This window comes from Micromonospora sp. CA-111912 (genome assembly GCF_050948415.1).
Classification (GTDB): Bacteria; Actinomycetota; Actinomycetes; order Mycobacteriales; family Micromonosporaceae; genus Micromonospora.
This window is the reverse complement of the sequence record NZ_CP192007.1, coordinates 2984424-3004222: the sequence shown is the minus strand read 5'-3', so window position 1 is coordinate 3004222 and position 19799 is coordinate 2984424. Positions and strand designations below refer to the sequence as shown.

Here is a 19799-nt window from a genome sequence, read left to right as displayed (position 1 = left end):
GGAGAAACCAGTGCTCATCGAAACGGTGCTGGGCAATGTGAGCGAGCCGAACTGGATCGCCCGGCTGAAGGAGGCACGGATCGACGATCTCGTGCTCGACCAGTGGGACGCCCAGAAGAGCCGCCTGCGCAAGATGACCAGTTCCGGCGCCGAGCTGGCGGTCTCGCTCAACCGTGGCGTCCGGCTGCGCGACGGGGACATCCTGGCCTGGGACGATCTGACCGCCACGGCGGTGGTGGCCCGGGTCAGGCTCGGCGACGTGATGGTCGTGCACCTCGACGGGCTGCACGGGGAATCGCCGGACCTGGTGATCCGCTCGGCCGTCGAACTCGGCCACGCGATCGGCAACCAGCACTGGCCGGCCGTGGTCAAGGGCGCGAAGATGTACGTCCCGCTCACCGTGGACCGCAAGGTCATGGACTCCGTGATGCGGACCCACGCCTTCACCGGGATCACCCACGAGTTCGTCCCCGGCACCGAGATCATCGCCTACCTCGCGCCGCACGAGTCGCGGCGGTTGTTCGGCGGCGCGGACTCCACGCCGCACACCCACCTCCCCGCCAACCTCAACTGAGGGGCCGGCCGGTGCGCGCGATGGTCGAGACACTGAAACTGCTGCAGTTCGGCGACTCGGTCTTCCCGGTCGGCGCCTTCTCCTTCTCCAACGGGCTGGAGATGGCCGTCCAGCACGGCGTCGTCCATGACCGGAGGACCCTGCAGGACTTCGTCCGGACGGTCACCCGGCTCGCCGCCACGGGGGACGGCGTCGCGTTGCTCGCCGGGCACCGCGGCGCCGCCTCCGGCGACCTCGACCGGATTCGGCACGCCGACGAGGCCGTCTGCCTGCGCAAGATCAACGAAGAGATGCGGACCATGTCCGTACGCATGGGACGGAAGCTGGCCGAGGCCTCGACCCGGATCGTCGGGGAGTCGCTGCTCAAGAAGCGGATCAGCGAGTCGGCGAACGGGGTGCCGGTGACCTATCCGGTCGCGCTCGGCGTGCTCTTCGCCGAGCTCGGGGTGAGCGAGGAAGACGCCTTCGCCGCCCACCAGTACGGCGCGGCCTCGATGGTGCTCGGCGCGGCGCTCCGGCTGATGCGGGTCGACCACCTCGACGCGCAGTCGATCCTCTACGCGGTCAACGAGAAGGCCCCCGACGACTACCGCGAGGTGCGCACGGCGAACCTCGACGACATGCAGAACTTCGCTCCCCACATCGACGTTCTGGCGGCCGCGCACCAGCACGCGCACGTACGGATGTTCATGAGTTGAGCCCCTGGCCCCACCCGCCGGGCCTCCGGACCGGGCCGGAGAGATTCCGACATCAGCAGGTCCCGAATTTGGTGAAACCTTCCAGAAGCAGAGGTCACGTCATGAAGTCGGCAAGTCGTATCGGAGTGGGCGGCCCGGTGGGCAGCGGCAAGACCGCGATCATCGAAGCCGTCGTGCCCCGCCTCGTGGAGAACGGACTGCGGGTACTGATCATCACCAACGACGTGGTCACCACGGAGGACGCGAAGCACGTGCGACGCGCGCTGACCGGGGTCCTGGTCGAGGAGCGGATCATCGGGGTGGAGACCGGGGCGTGCCCGCACACCGCCGTCCGCGAGGACCCCAGCATGAACCTGGCCGCCGTGGAGGACATGGAGGCCCGCTTCCCGGACAGTGACGTGGTGCTGATCGAGAGCGGCGGGGACAATCTCACGCTCACCTTCAGCCCGGCCCTGGTGGACTACTTCATCTACGTGATCGACGTCGCCGCCGGCGACAAGATCCCGCGCAAGAACGGCCCGGGGATCTCCAAGTCCGACATCCTCGTGATCAACAAGACCGACCTCGCACCGTACGTGGACGCCGACCTCGACGTCATGGCGCACGACGCGGATCTGATGCGCAACGGAAAGCCGGTCGTCTTCACCAACTGCAAGACGGGTGACGGCATCGACGAACTGGTCTCACTGGTCCGCCGCAACGCGCTGTTCGACGCCGAAGTGGTCGCATGATCTCACTGGACGCCGTCCGGGAGCTGGAGCCGTACCAGGACCAACCCGCCCAGTTGCCCGCCGCGGCCAACGGCAAGGTCGGCGTGCTGCGGATGGGTTTCGAGCGACGCGGCGACCGGACGATCCTGGACGACCTCTATCGGCAGTCGCCGTTGCTGGTGCAGCGGGCGCTCTACTGGGACGAGGAGATGCCGGAGCTCCCCTGCGTCATGATCCTCACCACCTCCGGTGGCGTTCTCCAGGGCGACCGCCTGCGGATCGACGTCGACATGGCGCCGGGCAGCCAGGCCCACCTGGTCACCCAGGCCGCCACCAAGATCCAGGAAATGGACGCGAACTACGGCACCCAGATCCAGACCTTCACCCTCGCCGACGACGCGTACCTCGAATTCCTCCCGGAGCCCGTGATCCCCTATCGGGGCAGCCGGTTCGTCACCGACAGCCGGGTGCGGCTCCCGGAGAGCGCCACCATGCTCTACGCCGAGGTGCTGCAACCCGGCCGGAAGTACTACCGCGACGGCGAGTTCTTCGCCTACGACCTCTTCTCCTCCACGCTGCGCGCGGAGCGGCCCGACGGTCGGCAGTTGTTCGTCGAGAAGTTCGTGGTCAGCCCCGGACGGTTCGAGGTGGCCCGGACCGGGGTCATGGACCACTTCCACATCTTCGGCAACGTCGTGCTGCTCACCAGCCCCGAGCGGGCGGCACGGGTCTTCGACCGAACCTCGACGCCGGTCTGGGACACCGAGGCGCCGCTGGCCAGCGCGGTCAGCCGGCTGCCGAACGACGCCGGGCTCATCTTCAAGGTCCTGGGGCAGGAGACAGAGCCGGTTCGCGCCGCGGTACGCGCCTTCTGCGTGGCCGCCCGCGAAGAGGTGACGGGCCGGACCTTCCCGCCGGCATTCAGCTGGCGATGACGAGGCGAAGGAGAGGGTCATGACCCAGGTCGTGCGGGGCTGGGACGGTCTGAGCGACCGTAATCCGCTGATCGAGTTCGTCGACGCGTGTCTGCGCGGCCCCGCGCAGGTCGTCTTCCAGAACAATCCGCTCTCCGGCCTGCTCATCCTCGTCGCGGTCGCCTGGGGTGCGTTCGAGAACGGGCAGCCCCGGGTCTTCGGCGGCGCGGTCCTCGGTCTCGTCGTGGGCACGGTGACCGCCATCGTGCTCCGGGTGGACCGGTCCTCGTTGCGGAAGGGACTGTTCGGCTTCAGCCCGGTACTGACCGGGATCGCCGTTCCGACGTTCCTCGACGACCGGCCGTTGATGTGGCTCTACCTGGTGCTCGGCGCCGCGGCCACCACCGTGGTCACCCTGGCCCTGAACGCGGTCTTCAAGACCTGGGGACTGACCGCGTTCACCTTCCCGTTCGTGCTGACCACCTGGGTGCTGTTGTTGGGCGCTTACCAGTTCAACCGGTTCACCGTCCTGACCGGACTGAAGCCGAAGCTCCCCGGCGAGGGGGCGCTGGCCGGCGGCCGTTTCGACTGGAACCTCATCCCGATCCTGTTCCGTGGGGTCTCCCAGGTGTTCCTGATCAACAGCTGGGTCAGCGGGCTGCTCATTCTGGTCGCCCTGCTGATCAACTCTCGCTGGTCGGCGCTCTTCGCAGTGGTCGGCAGCGCCGGCGCGACCCTGCTGGCGCTCTGGTTCGGGGCCGACGGGCTCTCGCTCGACAAGGGCCTGTACGGCTTCAACGCGGTGTTGACGGCGATCGCGGTGGGCGCGGTGCTGCACCGTCCCGGTGTGTTCGTGACGATCTACACCCTCTTCGGAATCGCATTGACGCTCTTCGTCCACGTGGCTCTCGCGACGGTGCTCACCCCGCTGGCCATCCCCGTGCTGACCGGGCCGTTCAACATCGCCACCTGGCTGTTGTTGCTGCCCCAGCGGCACTTCGCGCCGGTGCCCAGCCACGAACGCGTCAAGGAGACCATCGTCTCCGCGGCGAAACGCACCATCCAACCCTTGCACAAAGAGAGGTGAGGTTCCGTGCTCGCTCAGAACGCGGTGAACCCGGGCGACACCGCCTGGGTGCTGGTCTGCGCCGGCCTGGTGCTGTTCATGACCCCTGGGCTGGCCGTCTTCTACGGTGGCATGGTCCCCGCCCGCAACGTGCTCGCGATGCTGCAACAGAACATCATCGCGCTGGGGATCGTCAGCCTGACCTGGGTGCTGGTGGGGTACACGATCGCCTTCGGCGACGACGCCGGCACCGGCCTCTTCGGCAACCTGGAGCTGCTCGGGCTGACCGATCTCAAGGTCCCGCCCGCGCCCAGCCTGCACGTGGCCGCCGGCCAGGTGACCATTCCGACCCTGGCGTTCATCGCCTTCCAGATGATGTTCGCGGTGATCACTCCCGCGCTCGTCACCGGAGCCACGGCCGGCCGGCTGAAGCTCGCCGGCTGGGCGTTGTTCCTGGCGATCTGGTCCATCGTGGTCTACGCGCCCGTCGCGCACTGGCTCTGGCACCCCGACGGCTGGTTGGCCAAGTTCGGTGCCCAGGACTGGGCCGGCGGGATGGTGGTCCACTCCTCGGCGGGAGCCGCGGTCCTGGGGATTCTGCTGGTCGTCGGCCGCCGCCGTAATTGGCCACACACCGCCGCCCCGCCCAACTCGATTCCGTTGACCATCGTCGGTGCGGGCATTCTCTGGTTCGGTTGGTTCGGGTTCAACGCCGGCGACGGGCTCCAGGCCAACGGGGTGGCCGCCCAGGCACTCATCAACACCCACGTCGCAGCCGCGGCCGGCATGCTCGTCTGGCTGGTGGCGGAGCGGCTCAAGGACGGCCACTGCACGGTCGTGGGCAGCGTCACCGGTGCGGTCGCGGGGCTGGCCACGGTCACCCCCACCGCCGGCTACGTCAACACGCTCTCCGCCATCGCCATCGGCGCCATCGCCGGCATCGTGTGCCACACCGCGCTCCGGCTGAAGTACCTGTTCCGGCTCGACGACGCGCTGGACGTCCTCGCGGTCCACTTCGTCGGCGGCATGCTCGGCTCACTGCTGCTCGGCTTCTTCGGCGACAACGGCATCAACCCGCTGGGCGTGGACGGTCTCTTCTTCGGCGGCGGCGGGTCCCTGCTCTGGCACCAGATCGTCGGCGTGGTGACCGTGGTGGCCTTCTCCTTCGTGCTCAGCTGGGCGATCGCCGCCGCCGTGCAGGCAGTCGTCGGGCTCCGCGCCCCGGCCGACACGCAGGACAGCCTCGACCGGACCCAGCAGGACACCGACGCGTACCACCTTGGGAGCGTCGCGGGACTGAGCGGAACGGGGGCGACCCAGCGCGGCAACCGGCGCAGGCGGGGCCGGCCCGGCGATCGGCCCGCCCGGGGGGCGGCCCAGCGGGACAGGCTGGTCATCGCGATGCTGGATCCGGTTCTGCTGCCCGACACCCGGGAGCTGCGAGACACCCTGATCGGCGCGGGAGCCAGCTCGATCGTGGTCTCCGACGCCACGGTCTCCACCGCCACACCGGCCGCCCTGGCGCTGCCCCGGGGTTACTGGCAGGAGCAGGATCTCCTCGACCGGGTACGGGTCGAGGTGCTGGTGGGGCAGGAAGCCACGGCCGCGGTGCTGGACGTGCTCAGCCGGTACGGCGCCGACCGGTCGGAGAGCTACGTGCAGGACGTCCGGCCCGCGACGGACCTGCACTGATCGGTTCGGGTCGACAGGGCGGTGCCCGGAGGCCGCGCGGGCGGACGCGGGGGCCGGCGTCCACCGCTCTCACGTCCCGGCCCGGACCCGGCGGACCAGCAACGCCACCGGCACCAGCGCGAGCAGTCCCCAGGCCGGCACCCAGTGGGGTCGCTGCTGCGCCACGGCCCCGATGCCGCCCCCGATGGAGTAGCAGACGAGCGTGAGCAGTCCGAGCAGCGATGCCTGCCGGGCCCGGCTCCGGTCGGTGCCGGGGGCGGCGATCCACCGGACGATGTGCCCACCAGTCTTCACGACCGTGCCCGACTGGTACGTGATGGTGGTCGTCACCCCCGCCGTGCGGACGAACAGCGTCGTGAAGGCGCCCGTGGCGAGGCCGCCGGCAGCGGCCAGGACGGCCCGCGACACCGGACCGTCCTGACCGTGGTGGAGCAGGACGTTGAGGAACGTCCAGAGCGACAGGCCGAGCGCCGTGGCACCCAGGCCTCGCAGGGCCGGCGACCAGCGGCCCGGCAGGGAGCGGATCCAGGAGACCACGCCGGCCGCACCGGCGAACGCGAGCAGCGAGGCGCCCGCGGCCGGCCAGGCCGGGTGCCATCCGGCCGGACCGATACCGAGGAAGATGAGGTTGCCGGACTGGTTCGCGACGAACGTGCCGTAGCGCAGGAACGCGAAGGCGTCCAGGAAGCCCGCGGTGCCGGTGCAGAGCGCCAGCACCGCGATGGGGCGACGGAACTCGCGGTACGACTCCTCCGGCCCCGGCCGGGCCGGGTCGTCCGGGGACGGCGGCGCGGGTTGCGAGCTGCTCATTGTCGTCGGCACCTCCGGGCGCGCACGTCGGGGACGTCGCCTCGACCGGCCGCAAACCTCCTCCATGTTACTGCATTTCGGACATAAAGGTGGATACCCAAGGGGCGGGTCTGCGGGGCAGATCCACCCCTCAGGTGGTTGCGCACGCGAGCCTCGTCGCGGCAGCCGCCCAGGCCGGGGCCTCGTCGGTCGGCTCGTACCGCGGATCTGATCGAACTCGACCGGGTGGAAGGGGTGCACGGCCCCCGAGGTTGCAGGTCGTGATCGTGGACGCACCTCCCGCCGGTGCCGTCAGCGCACCAGCCGGCCCATCAGCCGCTTGAGCTCGGCGGCCGGATCCGTGGTGAGGCCACCGTGCACCGGACTGGTCTGGATCACCGTGCTGCGCGGCGCGGTGAGCCAGCCGAACCGTGCCCGCCGGGTGCCGGCAGCGATGCGGCCCGCACCGGGATCGCCCGCGCACACGGCGCGGATCGCGTCGAGGGCCGCGGAGACCATGTCGACGTCGACGTCGGGATCCAGCGCGCGCAGCCGTTCGACGTCCACATGGACGGCGGCGCCGAGGAAGTCCGCACCCGGGCAGTAGAGCAGCGCCCCGACATTCACCTGCTCGCCGCGGTCGACCCGGGGGACAGCCCGCAGCAACGCGTAGTCGAAGCCCAGGGCGGGGATCGGGCCGGCGGTCACGCGGTCGCCTCCGTCGGCCACCAGCCACGCTCGCCCATCCGCCGGGCCAGCAGGTACTCGACGTACCGCTGCCGCAGCTCCGCCGGGTCGGCGTCCTCCGTCACGGAGTTCAAGCTCACCAGGAAGCTGTCGGGCACCAGGGCGACGACCTCCGCCAGGAGCTCGGCGGTCACGATCGCCGCCAGCTCCGCGTCCAGCTTCGCGAGGGCCACGGGGCCCAGCTTCGTCACGAGATCCGCGAGCACGTGTTGGGACAGGTCGTACCGGCGGTCGGCCCAGGCCGCGACCGATGGCCAGGAGTGCTGGAACAGCAGCGCGGCGCCGTGGTCGATCGCCCACAACTGGCGATGCCAGATGAGCAGGTTGGGGTTGGACCAGGTGCGGTCCACGTTGGCGGTCAGCGCGTCCAGCCAGTAGATCCGGGCGGCCTCCTCGGGCGGTGGCTCCCACCCGACACCGTCGTAGCCCACCGACCCCGGCAGGAAGTCCATGCCGAGGTTCTCCCCGGCGCTGGCCCGCAACAACTCCTGAACCTCCTGGTCCGGCTCACGGCGCGCCACCTCCGGGTCGACGCCGATGACGGCGAGCTCGGGCACCCGGATGCCGAGCCGGCGGCCGAGTTCACCGACGACGACCTCCGCCACCAGGGCCGCGCTGCCCTGCCCAGCTCCGCGGAACTTCACGACGTAGGTTCCGTCGTTGTCCGCCTCCACCACCCCGGGTAGGGAACCGCCCTCCCGCAAGGGAGTCAGGTACTGCGTTCCCATTACTCTCTGCAACAGAATCCACCCTACTGATCACTGAAGGTCGGTGACAGGCCTACCGGCTCACGTGCGGTGACGGGCGCGTCGAGCCGGAGTTCACATACCGAAACGTATCAGCATACGATCGTGTATCCGAGTTTCCGGAAGGAGTCGATCATCATCAACAAGAGGCTGACGCGGCAGGAAAGCCGCGAGATCACCCGTAAGGAGCTGCTGCGGGCAGCAGCCGAGCTGTTCGCCGAGTGCGGCGTCAACGGCACCTCGGTCGAGCAGATCGTCGAGCGCGCCGGATACACCCGGGGCGCGTTCTACGGCAACTTCGACGGCAAGCACGAGCTGGTCCTGGCCCTGCTCGAACAGCGGACCGAGCACGAGCTCAAGGAGGTCCAGGCGCTCAGCCTGCGGGCGGGCTCGTTCGAGGAGACGATCGAGCACCTGCGGGGCTGGCACCGCGAGCGGGACAGGAATTTCGCGAGCTGGCTGGCGCTGCGTACCGAACTCTGGCTCTACGGACTGCGCGATCCGGAGATGCTGCCGTTGCTGGCCGATCGAGAGCGGCGTTCCCGCGAGGCGATGACCCAGGCGCTCGCGCAGGGCTTCGCCGCCCGCTCGGTCACGCCACCCGCACCGGTGGAGCTGCTGGCCCTGATCGTGCACGCACTGGACGACGGGCTGTCCATCCAACGTGCGCTCTCGCCCGACGACCACCCCGCCGGAAACGTCATGGACGCGGTGGATCTCCTGATCAGGTCCTGGACCGCCCTGGCCCGGACCGGCACGAACGAGCCCACCGACCCGCCCGACCCCGGGAACGACACCCCCCGCCCATGAGCCCGTGGCCGGCCGCGCCGGCCGCCGCGACCAACCGGAGAACTGGAGTGCCCGGTACTGGCGCCACGGCTCAGGCGCGCTCGTAGGCGGTGCCGGCGTGGTTGCGCGTGAGCAGGCCCTCGTCCACCAGGGCGCGGCGCAGGGTCACCCAGTCGTCGAACCACTCGCCGCAGAGGGCGTTGACCCGGGTCTCGGGGTACACCTCGCCGGGGGTGAAGGCGTCGACCACCACGGCCAGCACCCGGGAGCGGATCTCGGCGTCGCCGGGGATGGCGGTGATCCGGCCACGGCGGAAGTATGCGCCCGCGCCGCGCCCGCCGCTTCGGCCACCGACCCGGATCTCGGCCTGGACCGCGCGGCGGAAGGCGTCCTCCACCGGGGCGTACGAGTGGGTCGCGCGGTCCTCTGCTGCGATCCCGCCGTCCACCAGTTTGCGCAACGCGCTCGCCGCGGCCTTCTGGGTCAGGCCCGTCTGCTCCGCCACCGACCCCACGGTGCGCGCGCCGAGCACGAGCGCGGCGAACGCGGCACGGCGCGCCGGCTCGGCGAGCAGTCCGACGATGTCACCGCAGGACGGCGGGTGCTCGTCGGATCCGGCCGGCGGTTCAGGGTCGGCAGTGGGCACCGGGCACCTCACCTCGGGGTCGCCGGCCGACGTCGGCCGCTGCCGGATTCTTTGCACAACGTAGCAGTCACCGGCGCTTCAGATACAGCATCGTATTAGAATATGGACCTGTATTTGAGACGCGTTCGAGGAGGCCGACCTCGCTGCCACGGCCGACCCGGCAGCAGACGCGCCACCCCGACCCGCCTGACGACTGACGCCGGCAGCCCCGGCAGCCACCCCTACACCCCGATGTGGAGATCCCCGCAGCCATGAGCAGCAACACCTACAGGGTCATCGTCCGCGGCAAGTTCGCCCCGCTCACCGAGGAGCAACGCGCCTCGCTGCTCGCCCAGGCCGACGAGCACGACCTCTTCGCGGCCAGGTTCACCGACGAGGGCACGGTGACCTACGAACGGCACCTGCGCATCTTCACCTTCCGCTGCCTCGTACCCGTCACCCGCGACGACAGCGAGGCAGTCGTCTTCGGGAAGGCGGAGGAGGCCGCAACGGCCGCCGTCCGCAAGCTCGGCGCGGACAGCAGCGACCTGCACTCGGTCTCCAGCGACCTGGAGGACACGCTCCGACGGCGGGGACGCTGACCCTGTCGGTACGCGCCCCGGCGCGTAAGGCCGTCGGGCACTCGTTGAGTTGAAAGGACGCGAGCCGTCTCATGACCCCGGAAGAATTCACCCTCCTGCTCTCCGAACCCACCCTGCGTCGGGTGTTCTGCGCGGTCGACCTGGGCGGGGCGACCCCCACGGAGATCCTCGCCGCCTCCGGTCTCGAAGCGTCGAAGGCCGCCCCGGCCATCGGGAAGCTCCTCCGGACCGGGTTGTTCAGGCCCGACGGGCCCGGTCGCCTCGCGGTGAACGAGGAAATCCTCGCCGTGGTGGCGGCGGTGGCCACCCTCCGGCAGGAGGAGCAGGCCGTCGCTGAGCAGCCCGACCCACAGCTGCGCGGCTTCGTCCGCGGGGGCGTCCTCGTGCACCTGCCGGAGGAGGACGCGGACGCCCGCCGAACCGTGCTGCGGCACGTCGCGGAGACGGCCTTCGTCCCCGGTGACGAGTACGACGAACGCCACGTCACCGCTCGCCTGCGGCCCTGGTGCGCGGGTGGCGCGGTCGACGCCGTCCACCTGCGGCGTCTCCTCGTCGACGGCGGCGTCCTGCGGCGGGACTCCGGGCGGTACGCGCTGGTCACCCCGGGCGGATCCGGGGCGACGCGGTGACGCAGAGACGCCGAGGACCGAGCGAGGTGCTGCCTGCGAGTTGCGAACGGCAACATTCATCCGTCTCCACTGATTGATGGTCGACAATCTCATCATGACTTGACTGCCATTCGACCCACGCTATGCACGCCCTTGCGATCATCAACGAATCGCCCCTAGGATCCAAGCCAGCGCTCCGTGAAACCTCCAAGTAGTCGCTTACGGCGATAGTGATTGCGTTCCCAACGCACCTCTTGGTGCCCGGAATTCCAGGAGAAACGCATGACGGAGAAAACGTCGGTGAGCCGACGGAAGGGGCTTGCCGCCTTGGGTCTGGCCCTGGGCGTGACCCTGCTGGGTGCGGCAGTGACACCCTCGGCGCAAGCCATGGCGAATGCGGCGTCAGAAAGTCGGAGCACCACCGGCCTCGCCGCAACGTCGTACAGCGTCACGATCGTCAACAACTCCGCGATCGACGACGAGAACGCCATCGTGTTCCAGCAGCAGCCGACCCAGCCGTCGGACGTACACTCGCTGGCCTGGCTGTCGAAGATGTGCCACGCGGGCACCAGCGTCACGTTCTCGTGGACGGTGGACTACAACTTCGTCTGGGGGCAGACCGGAACGCTCAAGCCCGGCGTCAACTACGATGCGGGGCAGATCATTCCAGCCGATCTCGATACCGCGAACACGGTTCCCCTCTCGTACATCAAGGACGGTTTTGAATTCGGCAAGCCGACCTCAGGGGCCGCCAGCGGGTCACTTGTCATCAACGAGGACGACACGGTCCCCGGCCCGGATTCTTCCGATCAGGGAAGTGTCGGCATCGGGATGTCGGGGGCGGGGACGTTCGTGGTCTCTACACAGCCGGACACCGGAGTTCAATTCGAGATCACCCCGACCTACTGGCTGGCATTCGGCAGCTACGAGGCCGGCACCGTCGTCAGCGAGGACATTCTGACCAGGCCCTACCAGTTGCAGTTCCCGGACGGGGCAACCAAGGCCATCGCCACCTTCGACGGCAAGAACTGGACGGTCGAGTACGGCGGATAACCATTACGGGAACGAACACTCCGGCAGGTCCGGCGAGGCAGTTTGATTGCCGAGACGTACGGGATGGGTATGACCTCGGGCTGGCTGACGCCGCGCCAAGGTCGCACGGTGGAGGGCTGACCGGCAACCAGCCCTCCACCGTTTTCCGCTCAGGCCAAGGCATTCGTCGTCGCGGACTTCATCCCGCCGGGCACGGTCACCGCCTCGATCCACGCCGCCTGCCGCCGCCACCTCGGCCGCACTCCCTTCCCGGTCCGGCCGAGACCCGAATGGATCTGGCCACCACCTGCCATGCCTCACCGTCGACAGGCGAAGGCGGGCAGCCGCTCACTGACCGGGCCGACCCACGGTCGCGGCACCCGCCGGCAACTCACACTGGTTCCTCGTCTCCCGACGGCTGAGGGTGGAGGCCTTGACGCCGGCGATATCGCCTACCCGCCTGTCCAGGTCCACGGCCGTGCGACGACCAGACACGCCGTGACTACCGCCTCGTAGGCTACCCAGGGTGGTAGAACGACAGCGGTACGTAGCCATTCGCTCGCAATCTGTGTACTATTCGAAGATGACGATGGTCGATGCATAAGCCACCGGCCAAACCAGGAGAACGGGAAGGACGCTGTGATCAGAACCAGGTTCCTTAAACAACTCGCTGCGATCGCCGTACTGATCGTCGCAAGCGCCACTGTCCCCGCGGTAGCCGCGCACGCGGACGGAGTGAAGCCCACCCGCAGCGCATCGATGGCGGCAAAGGCGTCGTCGTCGACACCGGCTAACACGGCGGTGCTGGCGGGCGGACAGGCGCAGTTCGTCCCTAATGATTTCTCTACCCAGGCATGGGAGTGCCCCTTCGGATACCCCTGCCTATACGACCTCGACGGTGGCCATGGAACCTCGACCGTCCTGGACGGCTGCGGCTGGTGGGACCTTAACGGGTACAGTAACTGGGCAAATTCGGCACGGACTCAGGGCAACAGCATTACGGTGTACAACTGGTCCGGGACCGCCTGGGTCAACTGGGGAACTGTGCCTTCGTATCAGTACTGGGATTTCACGTTGAAGAACCAGATCGACGCCGTCAACGTGAACTGCGCGTCGACCCCGGCCCCCTTCTAACCAGTGTGACGGCGGGCGCACCTGCGTCTTGACGTAGACATCAGCCAACAGAAGGAAGGCCTCGCACCATTTGGTGCGAGGCCTTCCTTCTTGCAGCCGCCGAGGCTTTCGTCGAGGGCTTCCCCGGCCTGCTCGTCGGCCAGTACGGGGAAAGGGTGGCCGGCCCTACCGGTCCAGGGACGGCGGGAGGCCACCTCCGGCCACACAGTGGGGTTGGTTCGCACTTCTTTTGGGTTCGCGGGTTCGGCCTCGTCGACGCCGGCCGGCTCCTTCGGCAACCGGGGTTGGTGAGATAGGCGCCGTCGGCGATGACGGACCGTCCGGCCGGCTTCTGGTTGATGAAGCACTTACGGCTGGTTGGACGCATTCGTGTACGAGGCGCTTGAGTGGATCGAACGCCGGGTGGCTGACAGCGGTGTCGTCGAGCGGTCGTTTCGGCTCGGCCGGGCAGCGGGCAGCGTTCCGGGTGTGCTGTGGCTGCCACCTTCTCCCGTCCCGCACCTCCCCTGGTCCTGCTGGGGCACGGGGGCAGCGGGCATAAGCGAAGCGACCGGATCGTCAGCCTGGCCCAGTGGTTCGCGTCTGAGGCCGGCCTCGCGGCGCTGGCGATCGACGGGCCCTACCACGGCGACCGAGTTTCGTCCCCGTTGGCCGTCGCCAGGTACCAGGCTCGCATCATGCATGAGGGCTTGGCCGTACCGAAGCGCGTCGCAAGGGACGCCCAACGGGTCACCGCCCCCGCGCTCTTCCACATCCAGTGGCACGACGAGGTCTTCCCCGCGGACGGCCAACTCGCCCTCTTCGACCTGCTCGGGTCACGGGACAAGCAGCTGACCGGCCACGCCGGCACGCACGGCGAGACCACGCCCACGGCCATCGTCCTCTGGCGCGACTTCGTCTCCCACCACCTGGCGCCCCAGCGCCTGAGCATCGACCACGAGCCCGAACCAGAGCACCGAGAACAGGCGGACAGTGCTCACCGTTGACCTTCATGACGGGTCGATCCGGCTCCGGACCCGGATATCAGGTGCGGGCCTGCCCCTGCCCCGAGGACCTGCGGGCCAACCACAGCCGGTGGGCGAACAACAACCCGTAGCCGGCGAGGACCGCGCCGAGCAGCGCCAGCGCACCGGCGTCGGCGGAGCGGCGCGCCGCGTCCAGGATCACGCCCAGCATCGCCGCCGCGACGATCAGGGACACGTGGTTCGAGGCCCAGAACACCACCGGCGTCATGCTCCTGGGGTCGAGGTCACGCATCGCGCCGCCCCGGAGCTGCCTGACGAGCCAGACCGAGAGCGGCGCGGTGGCGGCCATCGCGGCCCAGACCAGCCACGGCAACCAGCCGAGCAGCGCGAGGACAGTGAGCATCGCGTACGCGACGAACTGCGCGCCGACGATCACGTGCACCGCCGGCTGATAACCGATGATGACAGGCAGCGTCCGCTTGCCGACCATCGCATCCGACCGGCGGTCACCCAGGTTCATCACCATCATCCGGACCACCTGCAGCACCGCGGTGGGCGCCAGCACGGCCAGCAGCAGCATCGGTACGGTGCCGGCCTGGAGCACTGCCGCGACGGCGGGCCACAGGCCGTTGAGGATCGCGGCAACCGTCAGCTCTCCGGTGCCCCGATAGTTCAGCCGCAGTGGCGGCGCGGTGTAGAACCAGGCCAGCACCACGGCCGCGGTGGCGAGCACGCGCGCCTGCCAGGACGGCATGACGGCCACCATCAGCGTCGAGGCGCTGAACAGTACGAACGCGGCGCCGAGCGACACCACGGGTGCGACGGACCCGTCCACGAGCGCCCGGCTCCCGCCCGTCCACGGGGTGAAGTAGACGTTCGCCCGGTCGGCCTCCAGGTCGAAGTACTCGTTGCAGTAGTGGGTCATGACGTGGACCGTCCACGCGAACAGTTGCGCGACGACGTACCAGGTGAGATCGAGCGGGTAGCCCTGATGCACCGACACCGCCACGGCGAGACCCACCGGCAGGACGTTGTACAGCAGGAAGCGCAGTCGGGCCAGTCGAAGGAAACCCCTCCAGGAAGTTCCGCCCCACCCGGAGGCGGACCCGGCGGCAGCTTGACGAGGTCCTGGGATCAACTGAGATTCCCGCATCGCGGCCATGGTTGACGCCTCCCCCGTAGTAAGACAGTGGCAGAAACCTATATCTCGGGGAACGGCAACGGAAACGATCTGTCCGAAAAAAGCTCCATGCCCCCTTCGGCGGACACGTCCATTTCGCATGGACCGGAGGGGCCGCCCGTGGTCGCCCCGCCCCTCCCGAGGCGACATCGGGCGACCGTGTCGAGGCGACGCCGGCGGTACCTGGATGGACATCCGGTTGACCGATCTGCGCCCGCGTCAGACGCGATTCATCGAAGTCGAGAAGACGAATCGTGCCAAAACGGCCGCAGACAGCTTTTTTTGCGTCTTGACTAAACCATTGAACGTTGCTTTGATCAGCACTCATTGATGTTCCTGCAAGGGGCGCGTCGATGGCTGTCCGTCCCGCCCAGTTCCCGCGCCGCCTCGAGCCGACCCGTCCCGTCGGCTTGCCGCTGCGTTCTTGCTTCCGTGGAAGGAGTCCCTCCTTGTCCCCCTCCGGGAATCCGCCGCACGACCTGCCACCCAACCGCCCGCCCACCGCCACCCGACGTCCACGCCACCGCGGCTTGGCGACCGCCCTGCTCGCCGTCTGCGTGCCGGCAGCCGCTGGGATCGCCGTGGCCACCGCCCCGTCCGCCTTCGCCGCGCCGGTTTCTGTCGGTGTCCATCTCACCACCACGTCCGACGCCGCCGGCCGTACGGTCACGCGCGGGCTACAGCAGCAGACACCGGTCGGCTTCGCCGCCAGCAGCCCGAACGCCGACCAGACCATCACCGTCGACGACTCGGTCCGTTACCAGACCTTCGAGGGCGGCGGCGCGTCGATCACCGACACGACCGCTCATCTCCTTCGCGGCGGCGTCGTCAGCGCCGCGACCCGCGATGCGGTGATGACCAAGCTGTTCAGTCCCACCACGGGCATCGGGCTGTCGTTCGTGCGCAACCCGATCGGCGCCTCCGACCTGTCCCGGCCGGGCAACACGTCGCTCGACGACACGTGCTGCGACCTGTCCGATTTCGGCACGAACGGCTATGACACCAACGTGCGCCTGCTCACCCAACAGGCGAAGCAACTCAACCCGGAGTTGCGGGTCAAGGGTGTGCCGTGGAGTGCGCCTGGGTGGATGAAGACCAACGGTCGGATGGACCAGATGGGTTCGTTGAAGACCCAGTACTACGCGCTCTACGCCCAGTATCTGGTGAAGTACATCCAGTCGTACGCCCGCGCCGGTGTGCCGATCAACTACATCTCCGTGCAGAACGAACCCAACTGCTGCAAGGCCGACAACCCCACGGAGATGAACTACCCGGGTATGGCCTGGACGCCCGACCAGCTCATCGACCTGACCAAGAACCACGTCTACCCCGCGCTGCGGGCCGCCGGCCTCACCACCAAGGTGATGGTGCAGGACTTCAACTACGGCGACTACTGGACCCTCGGCCAGAACCTCCTGCAGGATCCGGCCATCCGGACCGACCCGCTCTTCGGCGGCATCGCCTGGCACGGCTACTGGGGCGAGCCCAACATCGGCACCGTGGTGCACCACGACTTCCCGAATGTCCGGCAGTTCAGCACGGAGCACTCGGGCGGGACCTGGATCAGCAACCAGCACAACGAGGATCTCAGCGACATCGTCAACTACGCCCGCAACTACAGCAGCAGCCTGATCAAATGGAGCCTTGCGCTCAACCAGAACCACGGCCCGCACAACGGCGGGTGCGACGCCTGCACCGGCCTGATCACCGTGCAGGAAGGCGGAGCACGGGCCGGTCAGGTCGACTACACCGTCGAGTACTACACGACCGGCCACCTGACGAAGTTCGTCCGCCCCGGCGCGCAGCGGATCGACTCCACCGAGACGTGGGGCGTGCAGAACGTCGCGTGGCGCAACACCGACGGATCCAAGGCGCTCATCGTGCACAACCCCGCCGCCAACGCCCAGCCCGTCAAGGTCAACTCGGGTGGCCAGTCGTTCACCTACACGATGCCGGCGCGCACCACGGCCACCTTCACCTGGAGCGGCGGCACGACACCACCGACGACGCCACCCGCGACCACGACGCCCCCGACGACCCCGCCGCCGACCACCCCGCCCCCGACCACGCCGCCGCCGACGACGAATCCGCCCACGGGTTCCGGGACGGTCACGGGTCTGGGCGGCCGGTGTCTCGACGTCGTCGACAGGCAGAGCGCTGACGGCACGCCCGTACAGATCTGGGACTGCCACGGCGAACCGAACCAGCAGTGGTCACGCCCCGGGGACGGGACGCTTCGATCGCTCGGGAAGTGTCTCGACGTGAGCGGTGCGGCTACGAACAACGGTGCCAGGGTTCAGATCTCGACCTGCAACGGCACCGCCGCCCAGCGCTGGACGGCCACCACTGCCGGCACCCTGGTCAACCCGCAGGCCGACAAGTGTCTGGACGTCGTGGACGTCAACGACTCCAACGGCGCCCGCCTGCAGATCTGGGACTGCCACGCCCAGCCCAACCAGACCTGGGTCCTCAACGGATAGCCGTGTCGGGTCCGCCGTGGGCTGCCCTGTCCCGGTCAGCCCACGGCGGACTCGTTCGGGTCAGGACAAGGCCCGCATCGATCCCCACAGTCCGTCGAATGGCGCCGGCCACGAGGACAGTCCCCGATATCGAGGAGGCGCCATGAGGCGTTCCACCATGACGGCGCTGGTCGCCGCATCGACGACCCTGGTTGTGCTCACGAGCACGCCGTCCGAAGCCGGCACGGCCGGCCGCCCCGGACGCGGCGCGCTCGTGACCGGCACCTACTCCGCAGGCGCGGAACACGCATGGCAACAGCTGCCGACCGTCCGCGTCGGCGACGACAGCGGCCGACCCGTCGACGCGACCGTCGTGGTCGACCCCAGTCGGACCCGCCAGCGATACGAGGGCATCGGGTTCTCCCTGGACGAGACCAGCGTCTCCAACCTGTGGAAGCTCACCCCGGCAAAGCGTGAGGAGGCCATCCGGCTGCTCGTCGACCCGAAGACCGGCGCGGGTCTCGACCGGTTCCGCCTGACGATCGGCAGCCCCGACCTGATCGAGCACCTGCCGTTCTGGTCGGCGGACGACCTTCCCTCCGGGGTCACCGAGGACTTCGGCCTAAAGCACTTCTCCATCCAGCGCGACATCGACCTGCACATCATCGACACCGTCAAACTGATCCAGCGTTACAACCCGCGCGCCACCTTCTTCGCCTCGGCCTGGAGCGCCCCGGCGTGGATGAAGACGAACAACCGGTTCACCGGCGAGGTCGCGCTCCAGCCTGGCAGCACGACCAACTACTACCAGGTCGGCAAGCTGCGCGACGACTGCATCGACGTGTTCGCCCGCTACTACGTGAAGTTCGTCCAGGCGTACGCGAAGCAGGGTGTTCACGTCGACGCGCTGACGCTGCTGAACGAGCCCGGCATGGACGTGGTCTACCCGGCCATGGACATCAGCGTGGCGCAGCAGCAGAAACTGGCGCTCGCGATCGAGCGCGAACTCGCCGCCGCCCGGCTGCGCACCCAGCTCTACGTGCACGACTTCAACTTCTGGGACTGGCGCGACCCGAACAGCGTCGAGACGAAGAACTACCACCGCATCCTCGACGACGCGCCGGACGGCTCCGTGACCGGTAAGCAGGTCAGCCGCGCGACCGACGGCATCGCCTTCCACCCCTACTGGGGCGACCCGCGGGTCATGCGCGACGCGTACGAGCAGACCGGCAAGCCGGTGCACCTGACCGAGACGAGTGACCTGTCCCCGGCCACGGTGCTGAGCTACTTCCGGCTCGACGCGAGTTCGTACGTCATGTGGGCGCAGACCACGGACCAGGACGGTGGGACGTTGCACTGGACGCCCTCGCGCGACAACAACATCGACTGGGCGGAGGTCGGCCGGACCACGAAGTGGCCGAACCGCCTGGTCAAGGTGAACACGTCGACCCAGGATTTCACCGTCCGGGACGAGCTCTACCAGCTCGGGCAGTTCTCGAAGTACCTGAACCGTGAGCACGTGCGGGTGGAGTCAAGCGCCACCAGCGGCGGCGTCAGCAACGTCGTCTACCGGGACAAGGACAATTTCGTCGCCGTCCTCGGAAACAGCAACGGCGCTCCCGCGACGACGCGCGTCGTGCTCGCCGACAGGTCCTTCGTCGTCACGGTGCCGGCGCGTTCGTTCGCCACCTACCGGTGGAAGGCTGAGCTGCCGTCGGCCCACGGCAACCACGCCCCGATCCTGCGTAACGTCGCCGACGTGGCCGCCGACCAGTACAGCACGGTTCAGGTGCCGCTGACCGCGTTCGACCGCGACCACGACCGGCTCGCCTACTACGCGCCCGAGCTGCCGGACGGCGTCCGCGTCGACGCCGCCACCGGCGTGGTGACGCTCCACCCGACCGTCGCCGGCGAACAGAACCTGACGTTCACCGTCACCGACGGCATGGCGAACGACACGGTGACTGTTCGCGTGAACGTGCGGCCGCACGGCGCACCGATCGGCGAGCGGGTCGAGGCCGAGGCATACGTCGAGCAACACGGGTGGACCGAGGGGGGCAGCAACTTCATCGAGAGCAACCCTGCGGCCAGCGGCGGAAAGAACGTCGGCTGGACCGAGGGTGGCAAGTGGCTGAAGTACCACATCGACGTCGCCCGGGCCGGAACGTACGACCTTGAGGTCAGCGTCGCCACCGGCATGGGCTCCCCCATCACGGACGCGCTGTCGCTGCGCGATGCCGCGGGCAATGTGCTGGCCACCGTCTCGGCACCGGACACGGGCGGCTGGGCGACCTACCAGCCGGCGCACGCGACCGTCGAGCTACCGGCGGGCGACCAGGTCGTCACGCTGTACTGCGAGACCTGGGGATTCAACCTCGACTACCTCCGGCTCGCGCCCCAGGCGCTGTCTCGCGACTCGTGAGTCGGACCTGACCGACCACGGTCGGCTGTGCCGGCGGGGATGATGAG

At 68.7% G+C, this 19799-nt stretch carries 19 protein-coding genes; 14 read left to right on the top strand and 5 right to left on the bottom strand.

Going from position 1 to position 19799, the window contains the following annotated elements; all coding sequences use genetic code 11:
- The first annotated feature begins 10 nt into the window (after positions 1–10).
- The 6 genes from ureE to ACQPZO_RS12480 all read left to right on the top strand — a co-directional run bounded on the left by ureE (position 11) and on the right by ACQPZO_RS12480 (position 5654).
- A complete protein-coding gene (gene ureE, locus ACQPZO_RS12505; protein WP_405110163.1) occupies positions 11–574 on the top strand; it encodes an urease accessory protein UreE in 564 nt (187 codons plus the stop codon).
- Between the two features lie 20 nt (positions 575–594).
- Positions 595–1272 carry an urease accessory protein UreF gene (locus tag ACQPZO_RS12500; protein ID WP_433349899.1) on the top strand — a complete coding sequence of 226 codons (678 nt, stop codon included), beginning with the start codon at positions 595–597 and terminating at the stop codon, positions 1270–1272.
- A 101-nt stretch (positions 1273–1373) separates the two neighbouring features.
- Complete coding sequence (gene ureG, locus ACQPZO_RS12495; protein ID WP_350885456.1) at positions 1374–2003, top strand: urease accessory protein UreG; 630 nt, start codon at positions 1374–1376, stop codon at positions 2001–2003.
- Positions 2000–2917 (top strand): urease accessory protein UreD, encoded by a 918-nt coding sequence (locus tag ACQPZO_RS12490; RefSeq protein WP_433349897.1) that lies wholly within the window; start codon positions 2000–2002, stop codon positions 2915–2917. Before ureG ends, ACQPZO_RS12490 begins: the two co-directional genes overlap by 4 nt.
- A gap of 19 nt (positions 2918–2936) precedes the next feature.
- Complete coding sequence (yut, locus tag ACQPZO_RS12485; RefSeq protein ID WP_433349895.1) at positions 2937–3983, top strand: urea transporter; 1047 nt, start codon at positions 2937–2939, stop codon at positions 3981–3983.
- Positions 3984–3989: 6 nt separating this feature from the next.
- Positions 3990–5654 carry an ammonium transporter gene (locus tag ACQPZO_RS12480; RefSeq protein WP_433349893.1) on the top strand — a complete coding sequence of 555 codons (1665 nt, stop codon included), beginning with the start codon at positions 3990–3992 and terminating at the stop codon, positions 5652–5654.
- 69 nt (positions 5655–5723) lie between these two features.
- Here ACQPZO_RS12480 and ACQPZO_RS12475 read toward each other — a convergent pair whose 3' ends face one another.
- From ACQPZO_RS12475 to ACQPZO_RS12465, 3 genes are all read right to left on the bottom strand, one after another.
- Positions 5724–6464, bottom strand: coding sequence for a YoaK family protein (locus tag ACQPZO_RS12475; RefSeq protein ID WP_433349891.1), 741 nt, complete (start codon positions 6462–6464; stop codon positions 5724–5726).
- Between the two features lie 291 nt (positions 6465–6755).
- Entirely contained in the window at positions 6756–7151 is a 396-nt protein-coding gene (locus ACQPZO_RS12470) for a DUF3037 domain-containing protein (protein WP_433349890.1), read from the bottom strand.
- Positions 7148–7918 (bottom strand): HipA family kinase, encoded by a 771-nt coding sequence (locus ACQPZO_RS12465; protein ID WP_433349888.1) that lies wholly within the window; start codon positions 7916–7918, stop codon positions 7148–7150. Before ACQPZO_RS12465 ends, ACQPZO_RS12470 begins: the two co-directional genes overlap by 4 nt.
- A 123-nt stretch (positions 7919–8041) precedes the next feature.
- Between ACQPZO_RS12465 and ACQPZO_RS12460 the strand changes: the two genes are divergently transcribed.
- A complete protein-coding gene (locus ACQPZO_RS12460) occupies positions 8042–8746 on the top strand; it encodes a TetR/AcrR family transcriptional regulator (protein ID WP_433349886.1) in 705 nt (234 codons plus the stop codon).
- Positions 8747–8816: 70 nt separating this feature from the next.
- On the opposite strand, the gene ACQPZO_RS12455 is transcribed toward ACQPZO_RS12460, so the two are convergent.
- Positions 8817–9371, bottom strand: a complete 555-nt coding sequence (locus tag ACQPZO_RS12455) for a DUF2087 domain-containing protein (RefSeq protein ID WP_433349885.1) — start codon at positions 9369–9371, stop codon at positions 8817–8819.
- Between the two features lie 251 nt (positions 9372–9622).
- On the opposite strand from ACQPZO_RS12455, the gene ACQPZO_RS12450 reads away from it, so the two are divergent.
- The 5 genes from ACQPZO_RS12450 (at position 9623) to ACQPZO_RS12430 (ending at position 13712) form a co-directional block, all read left to right on the top strand.
- The gene (locus ACQPZO_RS12450) at positions 9623–9952 is read left to right on the top strand and encodes a DUF6204 family protein (protein ID WP_433349883.1); all 330 of its coding nucleotides are present in this window, start codon (positions 9623–9625) and stop codon (positions 9950–9952) included.
- Positions 9953–10023: 71 nt separating this feature from the next.
- Positions 10024–10581, top strand: coding sequence for a DUF2087 domain-containing protein (locus ACQPZO_RS12445; RefSeq protein ID WP_433349881.1), 558 nt, complete (start codon positions 10024–10026; stop codon positions 10579–10581).
- Between the two features lie 261 nt (positions 10582–10842).
- On the top strand, positions 10843–11613 hold the full coding sequence (locus tag ACQPZO_RS12440; RefSeq protein WP_433349879.1) for a hypothetical protein: 771 nt from the start codon (positions 10843–10845) through the stop codon (positions 11611–11613).
- A 618-nt stretch (positions 11614–12231) separates the two neighbouring features.
- Positions 12232–12726 (top strand): hypothetical protein, encoded by a 495-nt coding sequence (locus ACQPZO_RS12435; RefSeq protein ID WP_433349877.1) that lies wholly within the window; start codon positions 12232–12234, stop codon positions 12724–12726.
- Between the two features lie 677 nt (positions 12727–13403).
- The gene (locus ACQPZO_RS12430; protein WP_433349876.1) at positions 13404–13712 is read left to right on the top strand and encodes a hypothetical protein; all 309 of its coding nucleotides are present in this window, start codon (positions 13404–13406) and stop codon (positions 13710–13712) included.
- A 37-nt stretch (positions 13713–13749) separates the two neighbouring features.
- Here the strand turns inward: ACQPZO_RS12430 and ACQPZO_RS12425 are convergent, their stop codons facing one another.
- On the bottom strand, positions 13750–14712 hold the full coding sequence (locus tag ACQPZO_RS12425; RefSeq protein ID WP_433349874.1) for a prenyltransferase: 963 nt from the start codon (positions 14710–14712) through the stop codon (positions 13750–13752).
- Between the two features lie 608 nt (positions 14713–15320).
- Between ACQPZO_RS12425 and ACQPZO_RS12420 the strand changes: the two genes are divergently transcribed.
- Together ACQPZO_RS12420 and ACQPZO_RS12415 are read left to right on the top strand one after the other, a co-directional pair.
- Complete coding sequence (locus ACQPZO_RS12420) at positions 15321–17351, top strand: ricin-type beta-trefoil lectin domain protein (RefSeq protein ID WP_433349873.1); 2031 nt, start codon at positions 15321–15323, stop codon at positions 17349–17351.
- A 142-nt stretch (positions 17352–17493) separates the two neighbouring features.
- On the top strand, positions 17494–19752 hold the full coding sequence (locus ACQPZO_RS12415) for a carbohydrate-binding protein (protein WP_433349871.1): 2259 nt from the start codon (positions 17494–17496) through the stop codon (positions 19750–19752).
- Positions 19753–19799: the final 47 nt, after the last annotated feature.